This window comes from Pseudomonas sp. G3-19, from assembly GCF_054855875.1.
The window spans coordinates 3,357,353-3,376,145 of sequence record NZ_JBMPIQ010000003.1; the positions used below are offsets into that span (position 1 = coordinate 3,357,353).

Genomic DNA, 18,793 nt, shown 5'->3' on the forward strand with positions numbered 1-18,793 from the left:
TGAAGGAAAAATAAACAGTGGCGAGGACGCTGGCGCCCCGCCACAAAAACTGACTTATAACTGCGCCAACAATTCCCGCGTCCTGTCGAGCGCCATCTGCGCTCGTTGCAATCCGCTTACGCCCTGCTCCAGCAGTTTTACCGTGGGGATCTCCAGGCTCAGGGGAATATTAGCTGGCAGACTGCGCAACAAACCGTGCAGGTCACAATCGCCCTCGCCGGGAAACCGCCGTTCGTTGCGCGCCTGACGCAAGATCTCGGCCATGTCCGCCGGTCTCGGTCCCGCCACATCACACAATTGCGCATAACGCAGGCGCGCAGGTGCGACGTGGGCCAGATCCTCCAGCCGTGAACCGGAGCGATCGAAATGAAAGGCATCGACCAGCACCGCGGCGTTTTCCCGGTCGGCATTGGCAACGATGCGCAACGCCTGCTCGAGGTTGCGCGCATCGGTCCAGGGCATGAACTCCAGATGCGGATGCAAACCGTATGGCGCCGCCAGATCACACAGCGCGGCAAAGTTGTCGGTGAGCCGTTGTTCGTCAGGATCATTGCCGGCGACCAGTAATTCACTGGCGCCAAACTCCGCGCCAACGGCCAGCAGCTTGTCGAAATCGGCGACCACGGTTTGCGGTTTCAGACGCAGGATTTCCACATCGAGCACAGCGATGCCAGTGTCGCGCAAACGCGCCAACGTCTGACGCCGTAATCCGCCATCGGCCACCAATGGAAAGTGATATTCCTCCGCCGTCGCCGGCTCCAGGCGCAGGCCAACATGGCTGTAACCGGCACGCGCCGCCACCTCGACCATTTGCGGCGGTGACAACTCGAGTACGGTGAGGCTGGCCAGAGACAGAATTCGTTCGTTCATGCTCACGCCTCGACCGCTGCCGGGGAACAGGCACGGCCACTGGCCGCCGCCTCGCGAATCGCCTCGACCAGCGCCAGGGTTCGCGCGGCATCGGCGGCACTGACCAAGGGTTCGACCTCACGCCGCGCGACCTGCACAAAATGCTGCAGCTGCAACCGCAACGCGTCCCCGCCCTCACACTGTTCTTGCTGTGCGATCAGCGGTTCGTGCCAACCGGCATCGACTTGATCGGCAGCGTAATGCCAACGCTTGAGGCGCGGAAGGCTCAGCGCCCCGGCGGTGCCCGCCAGCAGATAACACGGCTGATCGTCCTGACGCGGATAGACCGGGTTCTCCCCGGAGTTCAGCTCCCAACTCCACGGCGCGGCAACCGCATCGGAGCCGCTCAGCGTACCCAGTGCACCGTCGGCAAATTGCAGTAACACAGCGACGCTGTCTTCGTTGGCAAAACCACGCACCGCGTTGTCGGTGACGGCCTGCACCGACTGCACTTCACCGCACAGGTGACGCAGCAGATCGAGGTCGTGAATCAGATTGGTCAGCAACGGGCCCGCCCCCGGTTCTCGGCGCCACGGGACCTCGAAATATCGGTCGGGTTTGCGTAACTGGAACAGTGCAGTAACCGTGGTCAGCCGCCCGAGCGCGCCGCTGAGCAACAATTCGTGGGCACGCACGATCAACGGATTGTGCCGCCGATGGTGGCCGACCAGCACCGGCACGCCACTGCGTTTGACTGCCGCCACCAGTTCGCGTGCCTCATCCAGATGCACGCCCACCGGTTTCTCCAGCAACACCGGAACCCCGGCGGCGAGGCAATCCAGCGCCGTGCTGACGTGCTGATTATTCGGATTGGCCACGATCACCGCGTCCGGCCGTACCTGCTCCAGCATCTGCCGGTGATCGGCGAAATACGCCACGCCCCACTGCGCCGCCAGCGCGGGAGCCTGCGGGCCGGGATCGGCCACTGCGCACAACCGGGCTTCTTCGAGGGTTTGCAAATGCTGGTAATGCTGCTGGCCCATGTTGCCAGCGCCGATCAGGGCGATACGAAGGGGCGGAGTCAAGGCGCGATCCTTTTGTGATTGTTGTTGGAAATGTCACTCCAGCAACAATTTAGAACCGCGTTCCACAATCAAACACCCAGTGATGGGAAAACCGTGCGGACACCGCACAACTTCGTACTTGATGCTCAACCTGTAGGAGCTGCCGAAGGCTGCGATCTTTTGACTTTGTTTTTCAAGATCAAGATCAAAAGAACGCAGCCTTCGGCAGCTCCTACAGGGGATCGGTCAGATGAATAACTCAGACGCCAGACTCGCCGCCGACAACTCCTCGGTAAACTTCAACAGCAGCGGCGCCAATTCATGCAGTCGCGCGCCGGGCATCCGTGCGCTCGGCCCGGCAATGCTCAGTACGCCGATCACTCGCCCGTCAACCGGATGCTTGACCACCGCGGCAATCGCCGAGGTGCCCACCGCCGAACTTTCCTCGACACAGGCATAACCCTGTTCCCGCGCCAGGCGCAGGCGCTCCAGCAGTTCGATATTGGAGCGCGGCGCATTCGGCCCGACGCCCACCGGTACTTCCGCGCCCTGGCGCTCGACCAGCGACAAGGCCTCGGCATCGCTCATGCAGGCCAGCCACGCGTGCCCGGAAGCGGTGTAGAACAGCGGCGCATCGCGACCCATGTCCGGGTCATAACGCAAGCCCGTGCGTGCGCCCTGTGCCTTGGCGATCCAGGTCTGGCGCTCGCCATCGATCACCCCCAGACGCACCAGTTCACCGGTTTCCTGCGCCAGTCGATCCAGCACCGGTTGCACGATGTCGGCACCGCTGCTCGACAGGTACTGAAACCCCATCGCTACCAGTTTGGTCGACAGGTGATAGCGCAGAGTGTCGGCATTCTGTCGCACGTAGCCCAGCCGAATCAGCTCCGCGAGCATCCGGTGCGTGGCACTTTTCGGGATGTCCAGTTGCTCGGCCAGGGTCTGCATCGGCAGCCCGCGCGGCTCACTGGTGAGGCTTTCCAGCACGCTGAAAACCCGTTCGATCTGACTGCCGGCCATGGGAAGGTCCAAGTGAAATTTTGCCGATTCTAGAAGACATCCGAGACAAAGCGAAATCCGGAAATGGCTGTGCGATAACCGCCCACTTTACTGAACCATGCCTTGTTGCAGCTGCGCAAAATTAGTTAATTTCTGGAACCTAATTCCAATAAAACCCAGCTGCGGAGCTTTGTCTGATGCCTGCCGAACTTCCCGAAATCGACTGTGACGTTCTGGTCGTCGGCTCCGGTGCCGCCGGTTTATCCACAGCGGTCACTGCCGCATGGCACGGCCTGAAGGTCATCGTGGTTGAAAAAGATCCGGTGTTCGGCGGTGCCACTGCGTGGTCCGGCGGCTGGGCATGGGTGCCGTGCAATCCGCTGGCCCGACGCGCCGGCATCGTCGAAGACGTCGAGCGACCGCGCACTTACCTGCGCCACGAACTCGGTGAGCATTACGACCCGGCAATGGTCGACGCATTCCTCACCGCCGGGCCGCACATGGTCGCGTTTTTCGAACAGCACACTGCTCTGCAATTTGCCGACGGCAACGCCATTGCCGACATTCATGGCGATACGCCCGGCGCGGGCACGGGCGGTCGCTCGGTCATCGCGGCGCCTTACGACGGACGAACAGTCGGACGCCTGCTCAGGCGCCTGCGTACAACAATGCGCGAAACGTCCTTCATGGGCATGCCGATCATGGCCGGCGCCGACCTTTCGGCGTTCCTCAATCTCACCCGTTCGCTGAAAGCCGCGTGGCATGTAACCCGTCGTTTTACCCGGCACTTGCTTGACCTCGCGGTACACGGCCGGGCCATGCAACTGGTCAACGGTGTGGCGCTGGTCGCACGACTGGCGAAGTCCGCCGAGGACCTTGGCGTTTTGTTATGGGAGTCGGCACCCGTGACCGAGCTGCTGCGCGATGACGCAGGGGTTTGCGGCGCGCTGGTCAACAGCGCCAAAGGCCCGATCCGCATTCATGCACGTAAAGCCGTGGTGCTGGCCGCCGGCGGATTCGCCAACGACGTCGAACGGCGCAAGGCCTTGTTTCCGCGCACGCCCACGGGTCATGAACACTGGGCACTGCCGCCGCTGGCGGTGAATGGCGATGGCCTGCGTCTGGGCGAAAGCGTCGGTGCCACGGTCAATACCGAGCTGGCGTCGCCCGTGGCCTGGGCGCCGGTCTCGCAAGTGCCGCATGCTGACGGCAGCATCGGCCATTTCCCACACATCATCGAACGCGGCAAACCGGGAATCATCGGCGTACTGCGCAACGGCCAGCGCTTCGTCAACGAGGCCAACGGTTACTACGACTACGTCAGCGCCATGGTTGCCGCCACGCCTGAAGGCGAAGAGGTCGCCTCGTGGCTGATCTGCAGCCGCGCCTTTCAACGGCGTTATGGCTTGGGCATGTCGCGGCCATTTCCCGTTCCGGTGTCAGGATTTATCCGCAGCGGCTATCTGAAAACCGGCAACACCCTTGAAGAATTGGCCAGCGCCTGCGGCATCGACCCCAGCGGATTGCGCCAGACGGTGGAGGACTACAACCGCCATGCACGCCACGGCGAGGACCCGTCGTTCGGTCGCGGCGCAACGCCCTATAACCGCAAGCAGGGCGATCCGGCGAACCTTCCCAACCCTTGCGTTGCCCCAATAGAGGCCGGCCCTTTTTATGCCGTGAAAGTCCAACCGGGCTGCTTCGGCACCTTTGCCGGGCTCAAGGTCAACCCGCAGGCGCAAGTGCTCGATGCCCATGCCCAGCCCATCGCCGGGCTCTACGCCGCCGGTGGCGACATGGCCAGCATCATGGGCGGGCACTATCCGGCAGGCGGGATCAACCTCGGCCCGGCGCTGACTTTCGGCTACATCGCCGCTCGGCATATCGCCGGCATCACTGCTTTCGAACAGGAGATCGACCATGCAGCACATCGTTAACGCCCAGGGTTTGAACATGCCGAAACTCGGCCTCGGCACCTGGCCGATGCTCGGCGACGAATGCACCCGTGCCGTCGAGCAGGCCCTGGAACTCGGCTACCGGCACATCGACACGGCAGCGGCCTACAACAACGAAGACGCGGTCGGACAAGCATTGGCGAATACACTGACACCCCGCGAGCAGATTCATGTCACCACCAAGGTCTGGTGGGACCAGTTGCAACCCGACGCGATGCGCCACTCGATGGAACGAAGCCTCAAGGCTTTGCGCTGCGAGTACGTCGACCTGTTCATGATCCACTGGCCGAGCACTGACTGGGACTTGCCGCGCACGCTTGAAACCCTCGCATCCTTCAAGGAGCAAGGTCTGGCTCGCAACATCGGCGTGGCGAATTTTCCGCTGCCGCTGCTGCGCACAGTCGTCGAGGAATACGGCATCCCTCTGTCAGCGATCCAGGTCGAGTACCACGTCCTCCTCGGCCAGAACGCCCTGCTCGACTATGCCCGCCAACACGATCTGGCACTGACGGCCTACACGCCATTGGCGCGTAACAAGGTCTCGGAGATTCCACAGATTCAGCAGATTGCCGAAAAACACGGTGTGCTGCCGACTCAGGTGGCATTGAAATGGCTGCTGGATCAGCCCAACGTCGCGGCGATTCCCAAAGCCAGCAGCCGGGCCAATCAACTGGCGAACCTGGCTTCGCTGCAGGTTGAGCTGGACGCTGAAGACCGCGCACTGATCGCCGCACTGCCGAAAAACCAGCGTCAGGTCAGCCCGGATTTCGCCCCGGTGTGGGATGCCTTTGATCGCTGACTTACAGTCCGAAAGGAGAAATCCGCCAACGGATTGAATTAGTCGCCCACGCGCTCGTCAATAACAGGCCCGCCCTCTCGACCCGAGGCCGGGCCTGTTTGCGTGTACGCCAATAGACGGACGACCGGACTGGCGCCACACTCCCACACCAGCAACACTCATCACCACGAACAGAAAAGAGGATTCGCACATGCTATGGAAAAAAGGCCGACGCAGTGACAACGTCGTCGATGCCCGTGGCGATGATAGCGGCGGCGGTGGTGGCATGCGGTTCGGTGGCGGCAAAGGCCTGAGCCTGGGGGCGATCCTGCTGATCGTCGGCATCGGCTGGATCACCGGCCAGGATCCGTTGCAGATCCTCGGCCAGCTCACCGGGCAAATGACCGAACAATCGGCACCGGCCTCGACGCAAACCCGCCAGGCGCCACCGGCCAACGACCAGCAAGCCGAATTCGTGCGTTCGATCCTTGGTGATACCGAAGACACCTGGGGCGCCATCTTCCAGCAGGCCGGGCGCCAATATAAGGACCCGACCCTGGTGCTGTTCAGCAACCGGGTGAATTCCGCTTGCGGGCTGGCGACTTCGGCGACTGGCCCGTTCTACTGCCCGGCGGATCAGAAAGTCTATCTGGACATGGCCTTCTTCCAGGAAATGGCCCAGCGCTTCAAGGCCGCCGGCGACTTCGCCCAGGCCTACGTGATCGCGCACGAAGTCGGCCACCATGTGCAGACGCTGCTCGGCGTCTCGGCAAAAATTCAGACGGCCCGTCAGCAGGGCCGGCAGATGCAGGGCGACGGCGGTTTGCTGGTACGTCAGGAGTTGCAGGCCGACTGCCTGGCCGGCGTCTGGGCCTACCATGCACAGAAGCGCCTGAACTGGCTGGAACCGGGTGACGTCGAAGAGGCCTTGAATGCGGCCAACGCCATCGGTGATGATCGCCTGCAACAACAGGGTCAGGGCCGTGTGGTGCCGGACTCGTTTACCCATGGCACGTCGGCGCAAAGGGTGCGCTGGTTCAAAACCGGTTTCGCTCAGGGCCAGGTCGGCCAGTGCGATACCTTCGCGGCGAAAAACCTGTAAATGCGCAAATGGCTTCTGGCTTTACTGATCATCGGCGGCAACGCGCACGCGGCGGGCGTCGATGCCATCAGCCCCGGGCGCCTGCAATTCGAGGCCGGCGAAATGGCCGTTGGCATCAGCCCGGCACCTGAGAAAATCGAACGGGTGCTGATCGTCATTCACGGACGGCTGCGCAATGCCGAGACCTACCGCAAGAGTGCCGAACGCGCCACCGAACTGGCCGGGCAAACGGCGCACACGCTGGTGATCGCGCCGCAGTTTCTCAACGAAAGCGACGTCGCGCTGTACTCCCTGCCCAACACATTGCTGCGCTGGAAAGGCAATGAGTGGATGGGCGGCGGGTTATCCACAGGGCCGAAGCCGCTGAGTTCCTACGCCGCACTCGACGCCATCGTCGCCCGGGTCAGCGACCGCAAGCAGTTTCCGGACGTGAAGCAGATCGTGATTTTCGGCCATTCCGGTGGCGGACAAGTGGTGCAGCGCTATGCCCTGCTGGCCAAAGAGCAACCGGCACTGAAGGCCAACAACATTCGCCTGCGCTATGTGGTGGCCAATCCGTCGTCGTACGCGTATTTCAATGAACAGCGGCCGGTGGCGTTCGATCACGCACAGTGCCCGGGTTTCAATCGCTGGAAGTACGGTCTGACCGACATGCCGGTGTACGCCGGTGGGCAAACGCCGATGCAGCTTGAAAGCAGTTACATCAAACGCGAAGTGATTTACCTGCTGGGGCAGCAGGACATAGACCCGCAACATCCGGCGCTGGACAAGAGTTGCGCCGCCGAGGCACAAGGCGCGTATCGGCTGGAACGCGGCAAGCTGTTTTTCGGCTACCTGCTGCGCCGGCATCCGGAAGGGGTCAATCAGCGGCTGGTTGAAGTGCCCGGGGTCGGGCATAACGGCGATGGGATGTTGACGTCGCCGGAGGGGCTGAAAGCGCTGTTTGATTAATGACTTGTGGTGACTGTTGAGGCGCCATCGCGAGCAGGCTCACTCCTACAGGGGAAACGCATTCCAATTGTAGGAGTGAGCCTGCTCGCGATGAGGCCAGATCAGACAATAAAGATCTCAGACCGAAAGCATCCGCCGCAACTCGACACAATCCTGCGCATGCCAGTCCGTCAGCTCCGGCCACGGGTTGTCCGGCAGATTCACCAGCACCGTACGCGCCCCGGCCGCCCGCCCGCAATCCAGGTCAAAACGGTAATCCCCGACCATCACCATTTCGCTGGCCGGTACGTTCCAGGCTTCGGCCAGTTTCAGCAACCCGCCGGGATGCGGCTTGGGTGGCGCTTCATCGCGGCCCAGCACATCTTCCACGGCGAAGCAGTCGGCCAGGCCGATGGCGTCGAGCGTCACATGCGCCAGCTCCCGCGCATTACGGGTCAGAATGCCCAGGCGATAACCGCGCCCGTGCAGGTCGCGCACCAGCTCCACCGCACCGACCGCCGGTTTCGAACCCAGCGCCAGATCGCGCTCATGCTCCAGCAACCAGGCATGCTTCGCCGCGGCCTCCTCTGGCGGCAGCGCCGCGAGGTGGGTGAGAATGTCGTCCTCGGGCGGAATCGCCAGCGCCACGCGAATCGCCGCAAAGTCATGCACGGCGACCGTCAGGGTGCCGTCCATGTCGAACACCCAGTGCTTCACATCGCTCAGGCTCATGCCCAATCCTTGCGGTGACGAATCAGGCCTTCCTGGGTCACCGACGCCACCAGTTGCCCGGCGCGGTTGTACACGCTGCCACGGGAGAATCCACGGGAATTGCCGGCCCACGGGCTGTCCATCGCGTAGAGCAACCAGTCATCGGCGCGCAGATCGTTGTGGAACCACAGCGCGTGATCGAGGCTGGCGACCTGCATGTCTTTCTGCCAGACCGACTTGCCGTGCGGCAGCATCGAGGTGGTCAGCAGACCGAAGTCCGAGGCGTAGGCCAGCAGGTACTTGTGCAGCGCCGGAATATCCGCCAGCGCACCGTCGGCACGGAACCACACGTATTTCACCGGATCGGCCGGCTGCGGGTTGTACGGGTCTTTTTCAGTGACCGGGCGCACTTCGATCGGTTTCGGGCAAAGCAATTTTTCGCGCATGTGCTCGGGGATCAGGTGCGCGCGTTGCTGGGTCAGTTCCAGCTCCGACGGCAGGTTTTCCGGGCCGACCACCACCGGCATCTGGCTCTGATGCTCGAAGCCTGCCTCGTCGTACTGGAACGACGCGCTGCAGGTGAAGATCGGGTGGCCCTTCTGGATCGCTGTGACCCGTCGGGTGCTGAAGCTGCCGCCGTCACGCACGCGATCCACCGAATACACCACCGGCAACTTGGCATCGCCCGGACGCAGGAAATAACCGTGCATCGAATGCACGTGGCGCGCCTCTTCAACCGTCTGACTGGCCGCCGACAGCGACTGACCGAGTACCTGACCACCGAACAACTGACGGAAACCCAAGTCCTGGCTGCGGCCACGGAACAGGTTTTCCTCGATTGGCTCCAGGGTCAGCAGGTCGACCAGATCTTCCAACACTTGGCTCATTCAGACTCTCCTCACACAACGCTATGCCGCGCAGTCTTGGCTGCGGCGGCCCATTCAGGTTCTGGCGCGAGCCACTGTCGCGCCATTGTAAACGTCCGTGTCGGCTTAGCCATGCAGGGTTTGCAGCCATTGCTCCCTGGTAATTCGGTACAACAGATGCCGCCGCAACGGGTGATCGACGGCAAGTTTGGGGTGATCGAAATCATCGGCCGGATCGTGCTGCATGCCAATCGCCTGCATGACTTTCTCCGACGGCAGATTGCTCTGGGCGGTGAAAGACACGATTTCCTTCAGCCCCAGCCGATCAAAACCTGCGCGCAATGCCGTCCACGCCGCCTCACTGGCATAGCCCAGCCCCCAATGCTCGCGGGCCAGACGCCAGCCGATTTCCACCGCCGGGGTGAACGGCGCATCGAAACCGACCACACCCAGGCCAGTGAAACCGATGAACTCACCGCTGTCCTTGCGCTCCAGCGCCCACAGACCGAAACCGTGCTCGGCAAAATGCCCGCGCACCCGGCCGATCATCGACGCACTTTCCAGACGGCTGAGCGGGGCCGGAAAGTAACGCATCACCTGAGGATCGGCGCACATCGCCGCAAATTCCGGCAAATCCTCGTCGCGCCACTGACGCATCAGCAGGCGTGCGCTTTCGAGTTGCTGAATCGGCTCCATCATGCCCCTCCATTTCCATGCCGCAAGTCTACATCGCTGGTAGGATCGTTCACTCTTTCCATCGTTCCGACATGAAGTTGCCATGCCCCTGCCGCTGATCTACCACGAAGACTACAGCCCCGAGTTTCCGGCGGATCACCGCTTTCCCATGGATAAATTCCGCTTGCTGCGCGACCACCTGGTCGACAGCGGCCTGACCCGCGACGCCGACCTGCTGCGTCCCGAGATCTGCCCCAACGACATCCTCGCCCTGGCCCATGACCGTCGCTATATCGAACGTTACATGAGCGGCGAGTTGTCCCGCGAAGACCAGCGGCGCCTCGGCCTGCCGTGGAACGAAGCCTTGGCGCGGCGCACGGTGCGGGCGGTCGGCGGCTCGATTCTGGCGGCGGAAAAAGCCCTCGAGCATGGTCTGGCCTGTCACCTCGCCGGCGGCACCCATCACGCTCACTACGACTACCCGGCCGGGTTCTGCATCTTCAACGACCTGGCGATCATCAGCCATTACCTGCTGCAAAGCGGTCGGGTGAACCGTGTGCTGATCTTCGATTGCGACGTGCATCAGGGCGACGGCACCGCGCGGATCCTCCACGACACCCCGGAGGCAGTTACCGTTTCCCTGCACTGCGAAAAGAATTTTCCGGCACGCAAGGCCGAAAGCGACTGGGACATCCCACTGCCCAACGGCATGGGCGATGCCGACTATCTGCAGGTGGTGGATGACACCCTCAACTACCTGCTGCCGCTGTATCAACCGGACCTGGTGCTGTACGACGCCGGGGTCGATGTGCACAAGGACGACGCCCTCGGTTATCTGCAGCTGACAGACGAAGGCGTCGCCGCCCGCGATGAAAGCGTGATGCGCCATTGCCTGGGCCGCGACATCCCGGTAGTCGGCGTGATCGGCGGCGGCTACAGCAAGGATCGCCACGCCCTCGCCCGCCGCCACGGCATCCTGCATCACAGCGCGCAACGGGTCTGGACGTCACACGGTTGTCACTAAGCTGTGCTGCGTTACCCACAATCGCTGTGGAACGGCCTGTGGATAACCTGAGCGAAAGGGACTACAGCCCACAGCGAACATGGCGTACAGCGCGATGGTTATTTTTTGACCACATACTGAATTCACTTCGATCTCCTTGTAGGAGTGAGCCTGCTCGCGATGGCGGACCGACATTCAGCACTTATGTCGCCTGATCAACCGCCATCGCGAGCAGGCTCACTCCTACAAAGGTCTGCGCTGTTAGAATGCGCGCCTTATCCCGCCATACCGCAGCGCACGCCATGACCCAGAACTCCGCCCCCCACCCCGCTCACGTCGCCATCATCGGCGGTGGCCCCGCCGGCCTGATGGCCGCCGAAGTGCTGAGCCAGGCCGGCGTGCGCGTCGATTTGTACGACGGCATGCCGTCGGTGGGGCGCAAGTTCCTGCTGGCCGGGGTCGGCGGCATGAACATCACCCACTCCGAGCCTTACCCGGCATTCCTCGCGCGCTACGCCGAACGCGCACCGCAGATCGCGCCGTTACTGCGCGGTTTCGACGCCGACGCGTTGTGCCGCTGGATTCATGAACTGGGCATCGAAACCTTTATCGGCAGCTCCGGCCGGGTGTTCCCCACCGACATGAAAGCCGCGCCGCTGCTGCGCGCCTGGCTCAAACGCCTGCGCGACAGCGGCGTGGTTATCCACACCCGCCATCGCTGGCTCGGCTGGGATGAACACGATGCGCTGCGCATCGCCAGCCCCGACGGCGAAATCACCGTCAAACCCGACGCCACCCTGCTCGCCCTCGGCGGTGGCAGTTGGTCGCGCCTGGGTTCGGATGGCGCGTGGATGCTGCCTCTGGAGCAAAAAGGCGTAGGACTGGCGCCGTTGCAGCCGAGCAATTGCGGCTTCGAGGTGCAGGCCTGGAGCGAATTGCTTGTCAGCAAATTCGCCGGCGCACCGCTGAAAAATGTCGCCATCGGTTTGAACGACGATATCCCGCGCTTGGGCGAATGCGTGATTACCGCAACCGGGGTCGAAGGCAGCCTGATCTATGCGCTGTCGGCACCGATTCGCGAGGCGATCAATACGCAGGGTTCAGCCACGGTGCACATCGATCTGTTGCCCGGCCGACCTGTGGATAAATTGCAGGCAGCGTTGAGCAAGCCACGCGGTTCACGCTCGATGGCCAAGCATCTGCACAGTCAGGTCGGAATTGATGGGGTGAAAGCGGCGTTGTTGCGTGAATTGACTGACGCGGCAACCTTCGCTGATCCGGCGTTGTTGGCGCGGGCGATCAAGGCGTTGCCGCTGACCTTGGTGAAAACCCGTCCGCTTGACGAAGCGATCAGCAGTGCCGGTGGCGTGACGTTCGAAGCGCTGGATCAGCGTTTGATGCTCAAGGCGTTGCCGGGGGTGTTCTGTGCGGGCGAGATGCTGGATTGGGAAGCGCCGACAGGTGGCTATCTGCTGACCGGGTGTTTTGCCAGCGGGCGGGCGGCGGCGATTGGAATGTTGCAGTGGCTCAAGTCCGAGGTGCCTGCCTGAACCCTCACCCCAACCCTCTCCCCGAGGGAGAGGGAGCCGACCGAGGTGTCTGGCGTAACACATCGACCTGAAAGACCGAGTCGATTGTGGATTCACAGCAGCAGAATCAGGTCGGCGTAGAATTCAAGCATCCTCCAATCAGTCCCCTCTCCCTCCGGGAGAGGGTTAGGGTGAGGGGCTTTTGGCTTTAAGGCTTGCGCTTACGCGGCCCGGTATTGAACACCGGCACTTTACGCACAGGCTTGATCGACGGCTCCGGCGCCTGGGTGTCGCCACTGTCGACCCACTTGCCCAGATTGCGCTTGCCACCGCCGCCGGATGCTTTCGGCTTTTTCGGTTTCTTCGGCTTCTTGATCACCTGACCGCTGGCATCGGTATCCGGCACGCGGTGCTCAGGTTCGAAATCCGGCTCGTTCTGACGCTTCAAGGTCTGACGCGTGAGCATCTCGATTGCCGAGAGCATGTTTACTTCATCCGCGCACACCAGCGAGATCGCCTCGCCCGTCGCGCCCGCACGGCCAGTACGACCGATGCGGTGGATGTAATCCTCGGCGACGATCGGCAGGTCGAAGTTGACCACCAGCGGCAAATCTTCGATATCCAGACCACGGGCAGCGACGTCGGTCGCCACCAGAATCTGCACTTCGCTGAGCTTGAAACGATCCAGCGCACGTTGACGGGTCGCCTGCGGTTTGTCGCCGTGGATACCGTCGGCGTTCACACCCAGGCCCTGGAGTTTTTCCACCAGCGCGTCCACTCCATTGCGGGTCTTGGCAAACACCAGCACCTGCTTCCACTTGTTCTTGCGCATCAAGTGCACGAACAGTTCCGGCTTGCGCTTCTTGTCCACCGTCACCACCCACTGCTTGACGGTGTTGGCCGCGACGTTGCGCGGGCTGACTTCGATGCTCAGCGGATCGTTGAGCATCTGCCCGGCCAGCAGGCGGATGTCGTCGGAGAAGGTCGCAGAGAACAGCAGCGTCTGGCGCTTCTTCGGCAGCATGCGGTAGATGTTCGCCAGTTCTTCGGAGAAGCCCAGGTCGAGCATACGGTCGGCTTCATCCAGCACCAGGGTTTGCAACTGATCGAGTTTCAACGCGTTCTGGCGGAACAGGTCGATCAGGCGACCAGGCGTGGCGACCAGCACATCAACGCCGCCGCGCAGCTTCATCATCTGCGGATTGATACTGACGCCGCCATACACCGCATAAGTGCGCAATGGCAGGTTTTCAGCGTATTGGCGCACCGACTCATGAACCTGCTCCGCCAGCTCGCGGGTCGGCACCAGAATCAGTGCACGCGCCGAATTGGCGGCCACTTTCGGTCCTTCCATGGCCAGCAACTGCAGCAGCGGCAAGGCGAAACCGGCGGTCTTGCCGGTGCCGGTCTGGGCCGCAGCCATCAGGTCGCGACCGGCCAGAACGGCCGGAATGGCTTGCGCCTGGACCGGCGTTGGAGTCTGGTAGCCGAGCTTCTCGAGGGAGCGCAGCAAGGGTTCGATCAGGCCAAGGGTGGCGAAAGTCATGGGAGTACCGTAGGAAAAATCAGCGCGGTTGCGCAAAACAAGGATGCAATGGCGCGCAGTTTACCCTAATTCACACGTTGCTCTGCTGGAATGGCGGTCTTCGGCGTCTCCACGACGAGCGGCTGCGCCGGTCGCCGCCACTGCGGCAGACCGATCAGCACCACGGCACTGATGATCACCAGCATCGCCAGCGCTTCTTCCATACCGATGGTCTCGCCGACAAACACGATCCCCAGCAACACCGCCACCGCCGGGTTGACGTAGGCATAACTGGTGGCCGCCGCCGGACGCACGTGCTTGAGCAGGTACATGTAGGAATTGAAGGCGATGATCGAGCCGAAGAAGATCAGATAACCCAAGGCCAGCCAGCCTTCCATCGGCGGCAAGGCTTGCAGGTGTTCGCCGCTGACCGCGCTGCCGATCAACAGCACTACGCCACCCACCAGCATCTCCACGGCACTGGCCATCGCCCCTTGCGGCAACGGCAGGTGCTTGCTCCACACCGAGCCGAACGCCCAGGTCGCCGCCGCAAAAATCAGCAGCGCCGCGCCCAGCGGGCTCGATTGCAGGTTGGAACCCATGTTGAGCATGGCGATGCCGACAATTCCCAACGCCACCCCGGCCCATTCGAGGCGCGTATTGCGCGCGCCCCAGAAATAGCCGAAGAGCAACGTGAACAACGGCACCGTCGCCACCGCCAGTGCCGCCACACCGGAAGCCACGCCAGTATGCTCGGCGACACTGACCGCGCCGTTACCGAAACTGAGCAGCAGAATCCCGATGATCCCCGCCGCTTTCCACTGCGCCCAGGTCGGCGCCGGTGCCCCGCGCCAGCGCAGGAAGGCGTACATCAGGCTGCCGGCAATCACGAAGCGCACTCCGCCAAGCATCAGCGGTGGCCAGTATTCGACGCCGAGGCGGATCACCAGATAGGTCGATCCCCAAATCACGTACAGCGCGAAAAACGCGGCGATCAACGGCAAGGAAAAACGGCGCAAGGCAGGCATGGGCAGCTCGACAGTCAGAGGCAGGGTGTGAATTATTCTAGAAAGGCCGGCGCGCAAAAATAAGCTACAAAACCTGTTTATCGCGCCGGTACACTTTTGAAACAACGGAGATCATCGGGATAAACCACGATTTCGAAAGTCTGGCAATTTAAGGAGTCCGGCCTTGGACAAATACGACCGCATGCTGCTCAGCGCCCTGTTGGAAAATGGTCGCGCGTCCTACGCCGATCTGGCGCGCAAAGTGAACCTGTCCGCCCCGGCAGTGGCCGAGCGCGTGGCCAAGCTTGAAGCCGCCGGCGTGATCACCGGATATCAGGCGAACATCGACCTGTCGAAAATCGGCTTGCCGATTCAGTGCATGATCGAATTGCGCCTGCACCAGAACGGCAGCCAGAAGGTCTACGACGAACTGGTGAAAATCCCGCAACTGACCGAGTGCTTTCGAGTGACGGGCGACCCGTGCGTGATGATGAAGGGTGCGGTGGCATCGATGACGGAGCTGGAAGAGTTGATCAATCGCGTGGCGAAGTTCGGCTTCAGCAAGACCTCGATTGTGTTGTCGAGCGCGATCGAGAAGCGCGTGCCGCTCAGCCATATAGAAGGCAACGGTAAGTAATCAGGAACTCAGAAGATCCAAATGTGGGAGCGGGCTTGCTCGCGAAGAGGGAGTGTCAGACAACATAGTTGCCGAATGACACACCGCTTTCGCGAGCAAGCCCGCTCCCACAGGGGATTTTGGGTGACTTCAAGATCAGCGGTAGCGCTGCAAGTGCTCGCTGACTTTCGCGGCGGGGACTTTCTGCAGCTTGCACAACAGGTCGTGATTCAGCTCACGCACCCCATGCTTGTGCCGCAGTTCTTCAGCCAGATGCGCCATCAGGTTGGCCGCCATCTCGGCATCCGCCATTGCCCTGTGCGCCTGGCCGGTGTGTGGCAGGCGGGCGAAAGTGGTGAGCGTGCCGAGCTTGTGATTCGGTGCCGCCGGCATCAGGCGGCGGGCCAGCAATAGCGAGCAGGCGAAATTCTGCAGACGGGTGCGTTTGATCCGCCCAAGCTCGAAGTCCCAGAACTTCTGGTCGAACGAGGCGTTGTGCGCGACCAGTGGCGTGCAACCGACGAATTCGTTGACCTCTTCCATGACCCGCTCGGCCGAGGGCGCGCTGCGCAGCATGGCGTTGCTGATGCCGGTCAGTTGTTCGATGAACGCAGGAACGCGCACGCCGGCGTTCATCAGGCTCTGGTAACGCTCGACGATACGGCCGTTTTCCAGCATGACCACGGCGATTTCCGTGGCGCGACAGCTGCTGTTCGGCGACAGGCCGGTGGTTTCAAAGTCGATGACTGCAATGCGTTCCAAACCGGGTTCAACTCCGTACAAATCAATTCTTGAGCAACGCTCAGTTTTTCAACAGCAGTGCGCCTTCAATCGGCACATAACGGCTGGCGGCGCGGATCAGCGAGTTGGCGGTCAGACCCGGCACGCCATAGGCCACTGCCTGTACGCCGTGCTTGCTGATGATGCGTTCGAGCAGCATGTCGAAGTCGCCGTCACCGGAGGCCAGGACGATTTCGTCGACGTGGTCGGCGGCGTCCATGATGTCGAGGGTGATGCCCACGTCCCAGTCGCCCTTGGCCGAGCCGTCGCTGCGCTGGATATAGGGTTTGAGCTTCACGGTGAAACCGAGGTTGCGCAGGATCTGCTGGAACTGCTGCTGCTTGCTGTCGCCACGGTCGATGGCGTAGGCGTATGCCTCGACAATCTGCCCGTGTTTGCTCACATCCGCCCACAGCGCGGCATAGTTGAAATGGCAACCATAGGCCTGACGCACGGTGTAGTAGAGGTTCTGCACATCGGCGAACACTGCGATTTTTTTCACCGGGATTCCTGTGAGCGCATAGCGCACGAAGCGGGATCAGGCGCCGGGCCCGAAAAAGGCGCTCAGTATGCCAGTCCACAGGAAGGTGGCGCGAATAATCAACCCACCACTCCGGACGGATGGTGGATTGTGGTGAGGGGATTTATCCCCGATGGAGTGCGCAGCAGTCCCATTTTCGGGGCCGCTGCGCTGCCCATCGGGGATAAATCCCCTCACCACAGGTTTGATACTGGCGGCTGATCCGTCAGACGAACGAATCGTCGTCATCGAAGAACGACGAGTTGTCATCGCTGTAATCAGTATCAGTGAATCCGCCCTGGTCATTGCCAGAGAAACCGTTATCGGCCACACGCTGGTCATTGCCCCAGTCGTTGCCGCTCTGGTCAGCCACCTGCGCCGGCTCTTCCTTGATCACTTCAACAATTTCTTCAGGCTGCTGGTTGTGATGGAACAGGCTGCTGATGCCCTGCGCCAGCATCACGCCACCGGCCACGCCAGCGGCGGTTTTCAGGGCGCCGCCGAGGAAGCTGCTGCCCGCAGCCGGAGCTGCTTGCTGCGCGTAGTTGGGCGGTGGTGCGGCATAGTTCTGTTGTGGCGCTGGCGCAGCGTAGTTCTGCTGCGGTGCCGGCTCACGCCAGCCGCCGGTAGAAGCCGGAGCGCTCTGGGTCGACGCTGGACGCGAGCTGCCGCCGCCGAAGATGCTCGACAGGAAACCACCGCCGCCGCTTGGCGCCGGGGCCGCACTCTGGGACTTGGCCGCTTGCAGTTCAGCCTGCAATTGCTGGACTTGCTGGGTCAGCTGCTTGTTCTGTTCGTCGAGGCTCTTGATGGCCGCCTCTTGCACCAGAATCGCCTGGGTCATGAAATAACCTGCCGCCGGCTGGCGGGTCAGGTGTTCCTTGATCCGCGCCTCGGCCTGGGCGTCGCGCGGGGCTGCCTCCGTTTCGGCCTGTTGCAGCCGGGAAAACAGTCCATCGATCAGGGTTTGCTCTTCGCTGTTCATGGCGACCTCGTAGATTGCCGGGGATAACGTTGCCCGTGTCCACTGCGGACACGGCGCACCTCTGTAATGGAGGCAGTGACAGGATGTTTCAACGACCTTTACCGAATGTTTACGTTTGTGTCTGCCCGCGCGTCATCGGTTAAAGTGAGCCACTGTTTTCGACCTGCGATACCGACTGATGAATGCCTTCGATGTACTGCGCGACTCTCTGTATTTTTTCAAACGCCACCTGGTCAGCATCGTGCAGTTATGCCTGCCGTTGGTGATCTTCGAGGCCGTGCTGCAGCAAGTGGTGGATCGCGCCACTGACCCCGACAGTTTCTCCGCCGCCAGCGTGGTCGTCGGTTTGCTGGTGTATCCGCTGTACACCGCCGCGCTGATCCTGTTCCTCGACGCCCGCACCCGTGGCGACGCTCCGCGCAACCTCGACCTGCTGGCGATGTCCGCGCGCCTGTGGCCGCGTTTCGCTCTGCTCACGGCGCTCAATACCTTGCTGATTCTGCTGGGGTTGTCGCTGTACTTCCTGCCGGGGCTGATGCTGATGGTCATGCTCGCATTCGCTGAATACCTGCTGGTGTTGCGCGGTATGGGGCCGCTGCAGGCAATGAAGGAAAGTCTGCGCCTGACGCGTGGGCATTTCTGGCGGATCCTGCTGTGCATTCTGTGTGTGATGGGGCCGTTGTGGCTGCTCAAGGGCGCGACCCTGGCGGCGTACCCCGACCCACAGAATCCGCTGATCGCGGTAATGATCGACAGCGCGCACAGTTTCCTGCAACTGTTCACCAGTGTGGTGCTGTTCCGCCTGTTCATGCTGATCAGCGAATTGCCTGACAAACGTAACGGAGCGGTCTGACCTCGCGGCCCTTGGGCCAAGCGTCCGCGGTCGGGTATGCTCG

19 protein-coding genes are annotated in these 18,793 nt (G+C 62.0%); 8 read left to right on the forward strand and 11 right to left on the reverse strand.

Annotation, left to right across the window (positions count from 1 at the left end; all coding sequences use genetic code 11):
• Positions 1 to 54 precede the first annotated feature (54 nt).
• The 3 genes from ACOYXI_RS15420 to ACOYXI_RS15430 all read right to left on the reverse strand — a co-directional run bounded on the left by ACOYXI_RS15420 (position 55) and on the right by ACOYXI_RS15430 (position 2,936).
• Positions 55 to 870 (reverse strand): sugar phosphate isomerase/epimerase family protein, encoded by an 816-nt coding sequence (locus ACOYXI_RS15420; protein ID WP_461675016.1) that lies wholly within the window; start codon positions 868 to 870, stop codon positions 55 to 57.
• A 2-nt stretch (positions 871 to 872) separates the two neighbouring features.
• Entirely contained in the window at positions 873 to 1,934 is a 1,062-nt protein-coding gene (locus tag ACOYXI_RS15425; RefSeq protein ID WP_461675017.1) for a Gfo/Idh/MocA family protein, read from the reverse strand.
• A gap of 225 nt (positions 1,935 to 2,159) precedes the next feature.
• A complete protein-coding gene (locus ACOYXI_RS15430) occupies positions 2,160 to 2,936 on the reverse strand; it encodes an IclR family transcriptional regulator (protein ID WP_461675018.1) in 777 nt (258 codons plus the stop codon).
• 176 nt (positions 2,937 to 3,112) lie between these two features.
• Here ACOYXI_RS15430 and ACOYXI_RS15435 point away from each other — a divergent pair, with 176 nt between their 5' ends.
• From ACOYXI_RS15435 to ACOYXI_RS15450, 4 genes are all read left to right on the forward strand, one after another.
• Positions 3,113 to 4,852, forward strand: a complete 1,740-nt coding sequence (locus ACOYXI_RS15435; RefSeq protein WP_461675019.1) for an FAD-dependent oxidoreductase — start codon at positions 3,113 to 3,115, stop codon at positions 4,850 to 4,852.
• On the forward strand, positions 4,836 to 5,669 hold the full coding sequence (locus ACOYXI_RS15440; RefSeq protein ID WP_461675020.1) for an aldo/keto reductase: 834 nt from the start codon (positions 4,836 to 4,838) through the stop codon (positions 5,667 to 5,669). Before ACOYXI_RS15435 ends, ACOYXI_RS15440 begins: the two co-directional genes overlap by 17 nt.
• A gap of 190 nt (positions 5,670 to 5,859) precedes the next feature.
• The gene (gene ypfJ / locus ACOYXI_RS15445) at positions 5,860 to 6,750 is read left to right on the forward strand and encodes a KPN_02809 family neutral zinc metallopeptidase (RefSeq protein ID WP_027612863.1); all 891 of its coding nucleotides are present in this window, start codon (positions 5,860 to 5,862) and stop codon (positions 6,748 to 6,750) included.
• Positions 6,751 to 7,701: an alpha/beta fold hydrolase gene (locus tag ACOYXI_RS15450; protein ID WP_461675021.1), complete on the forward strand. Its 951-nt coding sequence runs from the start codon at positions 6,751 to 6,753 to the stop codon at positions 7,699 to 7,701.
• Between the two features lie 117 nt (positions 7,702 to 7,818).
• On the opposite strand, the gene ACOYXI_RS15455 is transcribed toward ACOYXI_RS15450, so the two are convergent.
• From ACOYXI_RS15455 to ACOYXI_RS15465, 3 genes are all read right to left on the reverse strand, one after another.
• The gene (locus ACOYXI_RS15455) at positions 7,819 to 8,412 is read right to left on the reverse strand and encodes an HAD family hydrolase (RefSeq protein ID WP_461675022.1); all 594 of its coding nucleotides are present in this window, start codon (positions 8,410 to 8,412) and stop codon (positions 7,819 to 7,821) included.
• On the reverse strand, positions 8,409 to 9,278 hold the full coding sequence (tesB, locus tag ACOYXI_RS15460; protein ID WP_003228466.1) for an acyl-CoA thioesterase II: 870 nt from the start codon (positions 9,276 to 9,278) through the stop codon (positions 8,409 to 8,411). The genes ACOYXI_RS15455 and tesB overlap by 4 nt, the downstream gene beginning before the upstream one ends.
• 105 nt (positions 9,279 to 9,383) lie before the next feature.
• Positions 9,384 to 9,953 carry a GNAT family N-acetyltransferase gene (locus tag ACOYXI_RS15465; RefSeq protein WP_027612866.1) on the reverse strand — a complete coding sequence of 190 codons (570 nt, stop codon included), beginning with the start codon at positions 9,951 to 9,953 and terminating at the stop codon, positions 9,384 to 9,386.
• A gap of 82 nt (positions 9,954 to 10,035) precedes the next feature.
• Here ACOYXI_RS15465 and ACOYXI_RS15470 point away from each other — a divergent pair, with 82 nt between their 5' ends.
• On the forward strand, positions 10,036 to 10,956 hold the full coding sequence (locus ACOYXI_RS15470; protein WP_461675023.1) for a histone deacetylase family protein: 921 nt from the start codon (positions 10,036 to 10,038) through the stop codon (positions 10,954 to 10,956).
• 281 nt (positions 10,957 to 11,237) lie between these two features.
• Positions 11,238 to 12,485 (forward strand): TIGR03862 family flavoprotein, encoded by a 1,248-nt coding sequence (locus ACOYXI_RS15475; protein WP_461675024.1) that lies wholly within the window; start codon positions 11,238 to 11,240, stop codon positions 12,483 to 12,485.
• Positions 12,486 to 12,672: 187 nt separating this feature from the next.
• Here ACOYXI_RS15475 and ACOYXI_RS15480 read toward each other — a convergent pair whose 3' ends face one another.
• Together ACOYXI_RS15480 and yedA are read right to left on the reverse strand one after the other, a co-directional pair.
• On the reverse strand, positions 12,673 to 14,010 hold the full coding sequence (locus ACOYXI_RS15480; RefSeq protein WP_135296623.1) for a DEAD/DEAH box helicase: 1,338 nt from the start codon (positions 14,008 to 14,010) through the stop codon (positions 12,673 to 12,675).
• Between the two features lie 65 nt (positions 14,011 to 14,075).
• Positions 14,076 to 15,017 (reverse strand): drug/metabolite exporter YedA, encoded by a 942-nt coding sequence (gene yedA / locus ACOYXI_RS15485; protein ID WP_098965752.1) that lies wholly within the window; start codon positions 15,015 to 15,017, stop codon positions 14,076 to 14,078.
• A 163-nt stretch (positions 15,018 to 15,180) separates the two neighbouring features.
• Between yedA and ACOYXI_RS15490 the strand changes: the two genes are divergently transcribed.
• On the forward strand, positions 15,181 to 15,633 hold the full coding sequence (locus tag ACOYXI_RS15490; protein WP_027612871.1) for an Lrp/AsnC family transcriptional regulator: 453 nt from the start codon (positions 15,181 to 15,183) through the stop codon (positions 15,631 to 15,633).
• Positions 15,634 to 15,768: 135 nt separating this feature from the next.
• Here the strand turns inward: ACOYXI_RS15490 and ACOYXI_RS15495 are convergent, their stop codons facing one another.
• From ACOYXI_RS15495 to ACOYXI_RS15505, 3 genes are all read right to left on the reverse strand, one after another.
• Complete coding sequence (locus ACOYXI_RS15495; RefSeq protein ID WP_027612872.1) at positions 15,769 to 16,374, reverse strand: 3'-5' exonuclease; 606 nt, start codon at positions 16,372 to 16,374, stop codon at positions 15,769 to 15,771.
• Between the two features lie 40 nt (positions 16,375 to 16,414).
• Positions 16,415 to 16,894, reverse strand: a complete 480-nt coding sequence (locus ACOYXI_RS15500; protein ID WP_041065128.1) for an NYN domain-containing protein — start codon at positions 16,892 to 16,894, stop codon at positions 16,415 to 16,417.
• Between the two features lie 244 nt (positions 16,895 to 17,138).
• On the reverse strand, positions 17,139 to 17,897 hold the full coding sequence (locus tag ACOYXI_RS15505) for a DUF2076 domain-containing protein (protein WP_461675025.1): 759 nt from the start codon (positions 17,895 to 17,897) through the stop codon (positions 17,139 to 17,141).
• Positions 17,898 to 18,075: 178 nt separating this feature from the next.
• On the opposite strand from ACOYXI_RS15505, the gene ACOYXI_RS15510 reads away from it, so the two are divergent.
• Positions 18,076 to 18,750 (forward strand): YciC family protein, encoded by a 675-nt coding sequence (locus ACOYXI_RS15510; RefSeq protein ID WP_461675026.1) that lies wholly within the window; start codon positions 18,076 to 18,078, stop codon positions 18,748 to 18,750.
• Positions 18,751 to 18,793: the final 43 nt, after the last annotated feature.

What these genes read in the sequence shown, in the direction of transcription:
- ACOYXI_RS15465 (WP_027612866.1), bottom strand. Translation starts at nt 9,953, where the DNA reads ATGGAGCCGATTCAGCAACTCGAAAGCGCACGCCTGCTGATGCGTCAG.
- ACOYXI_RS15505 (WP_461675025.1), bottom strand. Translation starts at nt 17,897, where the DNA reads ATGAACAGCGAAGAGCAAACCCTGATCGATGGACTGTTTTCCCGGCTG.
- tesB (WP_003228466.1), bottom strand. Translation starts at nt 9,278, where the DNA reads ATGAGCCAAGTGTTGGAAGATCTGGTCGACCTGCTGACCCTGGAGCCA.
- ACOYXI_RS15450 (WP_461675021.1), top strand. Translation starts at nt 6,751, where the DNA reads ATGCGCAAATGGCTTCTGGCTTTACTGATCATCGGCGGCAACGCGCAC.
- ACOYXI_RS15510 (WP_461675026.1), top strand. Translation starts at nt 18,076, where the DNA reads ATGAATGCCTTCGATGTACTGCGCGACTCTCTGTATTTTTTCAAACGC.
- ACOYXI_RS15435 (WP_461675019.1), top strand. Translation starts at nt 3,113, where the DNA reads ATGCCTGCCGAACTTCCCGAAATCGACTGTGACGTTCTGGTCGTCGGC.
- ACOYXI_RS15430 (WP_461675018.1), bottom strand. Translation starts at nt 2,936, where the DNA reads ATGGCCGGCAGTCAGATCGAACGGGTTTTCAGCGTGCTGGAAAGCCTC.
- ACOYXI_RS15455 (WP_461675022.1), bottom strand. Translation starts at nt 8,412, where the DNA reads ATGAGCCTGAGCGATGTGAAGCACTGGGTGTTCGACATGGACGGCACC.
- ACOYXI_RS15480 (WP_135296623.1), bottom strand. Translation starts at nt 14,010, where the DNA reads ATGACTTTCGCCACCCTTGGCCTGATCGAACCCTTGCTGCGCTCCCTC.
- ypfJ (WP_027612863.1), top strand. Translation starts at nt 5,860, where the DNA reads ATGCTATGGAAAAAAGGCCGACGCAGTGACAACGTCGTCGATGCCCGT.
- ACOYXI_RS15470 (WP_461675023.1), top strand. Translation starts at nt 10,036, where the DNA reads ATGCCCCTGCCGCTGATCTACCACGAAGACTACAGCCCCGAGTTTCCG.
- ACOYXI_RS15475 (WP_461675024.1), top strand. Translation starts at nt 11,238, where the DNA reads ATGACCCAGAACTCCGCCCCCCACCCCGCTCACGTCGCCATCATCGGC.
- ACOYXI_RS15420 (WP_461675016.1), bottom strand. Translation starts at nt 870, where the DNA reads ATGAACGAACGAATTCTGTCTCTGGCCAGCCTCACCGTACTCGAGTTG.
- yedA (WP_098965752.1), bottom strand. Translation starts at nt 15,017, where the DNA reads ATGCCTGCCTTGCGCCGTTTTTCCTTGCCGTTGATCGCCGCGTTTTTC.
- ACOYXI_RS15440 (WP_461675020.1), top strand. Translation starts at nt 4,836, where the DNA reads ATGCAGCACATCGTTAACGCCCAGGGTTTGAACATGCCGAAACTCGGC.